We start from the raw sequence: 6,466 nt of genomic DNA, 5'->3' as shown, positions 1-6,466 counted from the left end.
CCTTCCTATTTTACTCCTCCTCTGACGTTTTTTTTTTTTTTTTGTTGGTCTATACACCCGGCGGCCGTCCCCGGGTCCCGGGGAAGGCCGACGGCGTTTCGGCTCGGGCCGCGGGTAGCTCAGCCCGCGAGCCCCTGCGGCTGCACATCGGAGAACTGCGTGCGCCAGTACGCGAGCGGCGTCCTGGTCGCGCTGGCCTCGCCGTGCACCAGGCGGCCGATCAGGACCTGATGGTCGCCGGCCAGGTGGCTGCTGGTCAGGATGCACTCGGCGAGCGCCACGGTGGAGCCGAGCAGCGGGGCGCCGGTCCGCTCGCCGGGGCGCCACGCGACGTCCGAGAACCGCTCCGGGACCGAGGACGCAAACGTACGCGCGAGTGCCGTCATGTCGGCGGAGAGGAAGTTCACCGCGAACACCGAACTCTGGTGGATGGCTTCGAGCGTCGCGCTCGGCTGTTTGACGCAGACCAGGAGCAGCGGCGGCGACGCCGAGACGCTGCACACCGCGCTGCAGGTCAGTCCGCGCGGCTCCCCGTCGGCCGTCACGCTGGTGACCACGCTGACACCCGTGGGCAGGGAACCCATGACGGAACGGAAGGTGTTCAGATCGACCTGGTCCAACACGCTGTCAGTGACGTCGAGTTGCTCGGGCATGGAGGAATCCTCGTCTGTGAGTCCGAGGCGGTTCAGTCCGGCGGAGGCCACCGGGACTACCGCGGATCGCTGTCGGCGAGAGCGGCGACCAGGGCCGGACGGTCCGTCTTGCCGTTCGCGGTCAAGGGGAGTTCCGGCACGACGTGCACGGCGTCGATCACCATGTAGAGCGGCAGCCGTGTCGCGCAGTCCCGCTTGAGGTCGAGCAGCCCGGGGCGCTCGTCGCCGGACGCCACCACGAACGCGTGCAGCTTCGCGTCGAGTCCCGTGCCCACCACGGCGCACGCGGCGGATGACACCGTGGGAGCGTCGGCGATCACCGCCTCGATGTCGCCGAGCTCGATGCGGTGCCCGCGCACCTTCACCATGTGGTCGCGGCGCCCCACGTACTCGAGCATCCCGTCCGCGCCCATCCGCCCGATGTCCCCGGTGAAGTAGGCCCCCTTCTGCGGCTCCTGGCCCCAGTAGCCGAGCATGACCGTCGGCCCGGTCACCACGATCTCCCCCTCGCGCGAACGGGGTGGGTGCAGCCGGATCAGGTCGCCGGAGACCGCCGTGCCGATCGGCAGCGCCCGGGTGCTGCCCAGGTCGCGGTCGGTGACCTCGTAGCTGGTGCAGACATTGGTCTCGGTCGGCCCGTACCAGTTGTACATCCGCACGTCGGGCCAGGCCTTGCGCAGCTCGTGCACCTGCTGGATCGGGAACGGCTCACCGGCGAAGACACAGGCGCGCAGCGCCTTGGGCGGGTCCCCGGCGAGCAGGTCGCCGCGCTGCATCATCAGCGTCAGCGCGGACGGCACCGAATACCAGACACTGATCTCCTCGCGGCGGAGCAGCGCGCCCAGCTGGACCGGGTCGTAGGCGAGTCCCTCGGGCACCAGGAACACCGACGCGCCGGCCAGGAACGCGGCGTACAGGTCGAAGACCGAGAGGTCGAAGTTGAACGGCGCGTGGTTGGAGAGCCGGTCGTCGGGGGTGACCCCGATCTCGGCGGTGGCCCAGCGGATGAACGAGAGCGCGTTGCGGTGGCTGATGCAGACACCCTTGGGCTCGCCGGTGGAGCCCGACGTGTAGAGGATGTACGCCGGGTCGTCGGGCTCGTTCTCGTACGCGGGCGGGGCATCGTCGGTGCCGGCCTCCTGAGCCAGGTCGGCGAATGCGACCAGCGGCGCCGAGGCGGGCCAGTCGGTGGCGTGGGCGCGGCGCAGGCCGTCGCCGTCGGCCACGACCAGGGCGGGGGAGCAGCTGTCGGATATCCGCAGGACGCGCGCGGCGGGGTTGGCGGCGCTGACCGGGGCGTAGATCGCGCCGACGCGCAGCGCGCCCTGCATGAGGGCGATCGCCTCCAGGGTCTTGTGGCTCCACAGCACGACCCGGTCGCCGGGCCGCACCCCGCGCCGGTGCAGCGCGGCGGCGTACCGGTCGGCGAGAGCGTCCAACTCCCGGTAGCTGTAAACCCCTTGGGGGGACCGCACGGCCGGTGCCTCCGGGCTGCGGCGGGCGGAGTCGATGACGAGCTGGTGGAGCCTCACAGTCCTATCTCCTTCGCTATCAGTTGACGCTGGATGTCCGAGGTGCCGGAGAAGATCGTGCTGGGCACGGCGTCGCGCAGGGTCGCCTCGATGCCGTCCTCGCGGAGGTAGCCGCGCCCGCCGAAGACCCGGACGGCGTCGGTGGCCGCGGCGAGCACGCCCTCGGACACCGCGAGCTTGGACAGCGCGATGGCCAGGACGGCGGGCTTGCCCTGGTCCATCTCCCAGCAGGCGCGGTACAGCAGCAGCCGGGCGCTCTCCAGGGTCAGCTTCATGTCGGCGATCCGGTTGGACACCGACTGGAACTCGCCGATGCGCCGCCCGAACTGGCGCCGCTCGGAGGCGTGGCTCACGCAGCTCTCGACGAGCCGTTCGAGGAGCCCGACGTAGAGGGCGAAGAGGCAGGCGCGCTCCCAGCCCATGGAGTGCTGGAAGATCGCCGCGCCCTGGCCGACGCCGCCGAGGACGTGGTCGTCGGGGACGAAGCACTCCTCGAAGGTGATCGCACCGGCCGGGCAGGAGTGCATGCCCATCTTCTCGTACGGCTCGCCCACGATGACGCCCGGCGTGTTCCGGTCGACGACGACACCGGTCACGCCGAGGAAGCCCGCCTTGGGATTGACGGTCGCGTACGCCACATACACATCAGCGGCGGGACCGTTGCTGACGAAGCTCTTGGTGCCGTTGAGCACGAGGCCGCCGTCCACGGGGCGGGCGATCGTGCCGAGCCGGGAGGAGTCCGATCCCGCGTCCGGTTCCGTCATCGCGTTGCCCGCGATCAGGCGCCCGGCGGCCAGTTCGGGTAGCAGCCGCTCCCGTACGGCGGCGCTGCCGAACTCCGCGATCGGCACCGCGCACGCGAAGGTGTGCGCGGCGGCGCCGAAGACCAGGCCGGTGTCTTCGCAGCCGCGGCCCACCGCCTCGACGACGCGCGCGGTGTCCAGGGCGCCGAGCCCCTGACCGCCGGCCTCCGGGGGAAGACAGGCGCCGAGCAGGCCGATCTCGCCGAGCCGCAGCCAGTCCTTGCGGGTGTAGAACCCGTGGCCCGAGCCGGGCCCGGAGGGGAAGGCGGCCCGGGTGGCGGCCAACACCTCGTCGTAGCGGGCCTGTTGGCCCTCGTTCCAGCCGAACTCCACATCTGCTCCTGTCGTACGGGGAAGGGGCTCCCTCCCACGTCGGGATCTGGGTGAGGTGAATGGGTGCGCGCGCCCTCAGGCCGGGCCGGGGAGGTGGCGCAGGTTCCGCGGGCCGACGTAGCGCAGCCGCGGGTGGATGCGGCCCTGCTGGGCGCGCTGCTCCTCGACGTGGGCGAGCCAGCCGGGGACCCGGGCGGCCGCGAACATCGGGACGAAGAGGTCGGACGGCATGCCGAGCAGGTGGTAGATGGCGGCCGCGTAGCAGTCCACCGTCAGGTACGGGCGGGGTCCCTTCGAGGGGTGTGCCGCGGCACGCACCGCTTCCAGGACCTTCAGGACGTGGTCGCGGCCGGGGCTCGCCCGGAAGCCGCGGGCCGCGTCGCGCAGCGGCCCGACCCGGGGGTCCTCGATGGCGTACGGCACCGGTCGGGCGCGCACGGCCGCGGCCTGGTCGGCGCGGCCCCGCAGGTAGGCGGCGGCCGTGTCGGGGTCGTCGGTCTCCTGGGCATGGTCGACGACCTGGTTCGCGGAGCCGCCGTGCAGCGGGCCCGTGAACGTGGCGAGCGCCACGGTGATGGCGGCGAAGGTGTCGGCGCCGGCCCCTGCCGCGACCCGGGCGGCGAACGCGGATGCGTTGCAGCCGTGTTCGGCCTGCAGGACCAGGCAGAGGTCGACGAGGCGGACGCGCTCCGGGTCGCGGGGGAGGTCCAGCATGTGCAGGATGTTCTCGGCGTGCGACAGCTCGGGATCGGGGCTGATCATCCGGCGGCCGGTGCGGGCGGCCTGCTGAATGGCGAAGATCGTGGGAATCCGTGCGATCAGGCGTTCGCCGAGGCCGATGTGGGCGGCCGGATCGGCGTCGGCCTCGGCGGCGACCGCGAGCGCGGAGACCGCTGTGCGCAGCACCGATGACGTACTGCACCCCGCGTTGAGCACGAGGTTGGTGGCCACCATCGACGGCAGTTCACGGGCCGCCGCGAGCCGGGCCCGGAAGGCGCGCAGCTCGTCGGGGTCGGGCAGCCAGCCGCGGATCAGCAGATGGACGGCGCCCTCGAAGGTCACCCGGCCCGCGAGCTCCTCGATGGGGAACCCGCGGTAGGCGAGCCTGCCGCGGTCGGGATCCACCTCGGAGATGCCCGTCTCGCCGACGACCATGTCCGCCACGTCCGGTGCGGTGGCCCACTGCTCGGGGTCGGGGCGCTGCATGCGGGGCAGCGCGGGGGTGACGGCCGACGCGTCCTGCGGAATGTCGATCTCGGCGAGGTCGTCGGTGTCGGAGAGCTCGGCGAGGCGCTCGTCGTAGAACGTGCGGAGCTGGCCCACGGACTCGATGCGCTCGATCAGACCGTTGTCGAGCGTGGTGCCGAGCTCGTGCTCCAGATGGACCTGGAGCTCGACGGCCGTGAGGTTGTCCCAGCTGGCCACCGCGCGGAGACGCAACTCGTCGCCGATGTGTTCCGACGGCATATCGAAGACACGGGAGAGCGTGCTGATGACGGGATGCACGGGGAGCATCTCCTTCTCTGTCGTCGTACCGAGCCGGTGGGGCTGCTATCCGGCCATGTCCGGTGCGTGGTCGTCGGCCGGTTCGGGAAACCGCACCACGGCGGGTGCGGTGTCGCGGGCGGTCGCCGTCTCGCGGGCGGCCGACGCGTCGCGTGCCGGTGCCGGTGCCTGCTCGCGCGAGGGCACCGACGGGCGCGGCGGGGCGGGCCGGCGTGGCGTGACGAGGTCCATCCGGGTGCGCGGCAGCAGGTAGGGCAGCGCGGGTCCGGTCATGGCGGTCGTGATGAGCGCCATCAGGACCATCTCGGTGAAGAGGGTCTGGTCGAGGACCCCGAGGTTGAGACCGATGCCGAGGATGATCAGCTCGGTCAGACCGCGGGTGTTCATCAGGGCGCCGACGCCCATCGACTCGCGCCAGGTGAGCCCGAAGGAGCGGGCGGGCAGCGAGGCGCCGAGCAGTTTGCCCACGATGGCGGCGGTCAGGATCAGGGCCAGCTCGCCCCAGGCGGTGGCGGACATGCCGGCGATGTCGACGGAGAGGCCCGTGATGATGAAGTAGACGGGCAGCATCAGTTCGCCCGCGTGCTGCAGCGGCCGGAGCATCTTCTCCTCGAGCAGCTCGGTCGGCTTGCGGGGCATGACCAGGCCGAAGGCGAAGGCGCCGAAGATGGGGTGGATGCCGATGTTCGACGTGATGTACGCGGAGAGCAGCAGTCCCGCGGTGACGAGGGCGGCGAGATAGGTGCCGCTGCCCCGCTTGGACGTCCAGGTGACGGCGCGTGCGAGGGCCGGGCGGACGACGACGATCATCGCGGCGCCGTAACCGGCGGACATCCAGAGGGTGTCGGTGAATCCGGCGGGTCCGGACGCGGTCACGATCGCGACCACTCCGGCCAGCAGGCACCAGGCGATGACGTCGCCGAACGCGGCGCTGGTGAGCGCGAGCGCGCCGACCTTGGTGCGGGTGAGGTGGTTGTCCTTGAGGATGCGGGCGAGCACCGGGAACGCGGTGATCGACATGCTGATGCCGAGGAACAGCGCGAAGGAGAAGAAGTCGATCTTCTCGCCGCTCACCACGGAGTGGTTCTGGTAGATGACCCAGGCGATCGACATGCCCAGGAGCAGCGGGACGAGGATGCTTCCCGTGGTCACCGCGGCGACCGACCGCTTGCGGCGGCGCATCGTCGCCCAGTCCAGCTCCCAGCCCACGGTGAACATGAAGAGCAGCAGGCCGATCTGCGCGACCATGGAGAGCAAGGGTCGTACGTCGTCAGGGAACAGACGGTGCGTCAGGTCCCCGGGTAGCAGGCCGAGCAGGCTCGGGCCGAGCACGATGCCCGCGGTGATCTCACCGATGACGGCGGGCTGGCGGAACCGGCGTGCCAGGCGTGCCAGCAGTGCGCCGACGGTCAGGATGACCGCGATGCCGGCGAAAGCGGTGGCCTGTAATTCTTCCAGCTCGTGTGGAGAGGGCACAGCGTCACCTAATTCATTCGTCGCTGAAGTCAACTGGTGATGAGTTTTGCATGCGGGTGTCGGCCGCTGCAAGGGGCAACTGGCGTGGCTTGACGCGTTCTTGGCCTGCCGCAGGGTGCTCGCGCCGGGTCTCCGGCGGGGTCTGTGCCGGGCCTTCCGGGGG

The 6,466-nt window shown here is 71.0% G+C and carries 5 protein-coding genes; all 5 read right to left on the bottom strand.

The genetic code is table 11. From position 1 onward, the window contains the following. Positions 1–119: 119 nt before the first annotated feature. On the bottom strand, positions 120–653 hold the full coding sequence (locus AB0E78_RS10560) for a flavin reductase family protein (RefSeq protein WP_361830307.1): 534 nt from the start codon (positions 651–653) through the stop codon (positions 120–122). Between the two features lie 56 nt (positions 654–709). Next, the gene (locus tag AB0E78_RS10555) at positions 710–2,185 is read right to left on the bottom strand and encodes an amino acid adenylation domain-containing protein (RefSeq protein ID WP_361830305.1); all 1,476 of its coding nucleotides are present in this window, start codon (positions 2,183–2,185) and stop codon (positions 710–712) included. Then, a complete protein-coding gene (locus AB0E78_RS10550; RefSeq protein WP_361830303.1) occupies positions 2,182–3,321 on the bottom strand; it encodes an acyl-CoA dehydrogenase family protein in 1,140 nt (379 codons plus the stop codon). The genes AB0E78_RS10555 and AB0E78_RS10550 overlap by 4 nt, the downstream gene beginning before the upstream one ends. Before the next feature lie 75 nt (positions 3,322–3,396). Next, positions 3,397–4,827, bottom strand: coding sequence for a citrate/2-methylcitrate synthase (locus tag AB0E78_RS10545; protein ID WP_361830302.1), 1,431 nt, complete (start codon positions 4,825–4,827; stop codon positions 3,397–3,399). A 45-nt stretch (positions 4,828–4,872) separates the two neighbouring features. Further along, a complete protein-coding gene (locus tag AB0E78_RS10540) occupies positions 4,873–6,303 on the bottom strand; it encodes a cation:proton antiporter (RefSeq protein ID WP_361830301.1) in 1,431 nt (476 codons plus the stop codon). Positions 6,304–6,466 lie beyond the last annotated feature (163 nt).

The sequence above is a fragment of the Streptomyces sp. NPDC032198 genome (assembly GCF_040636975.1).
Lineage (GTDB): Bacteria > Actinomycetota > Actinomycetes > Streptomycetales > Streptomycetaceae > Streptomyces.
This window is presented reverse-complemented; position numbering and strand designations above follow the sequence as displayed.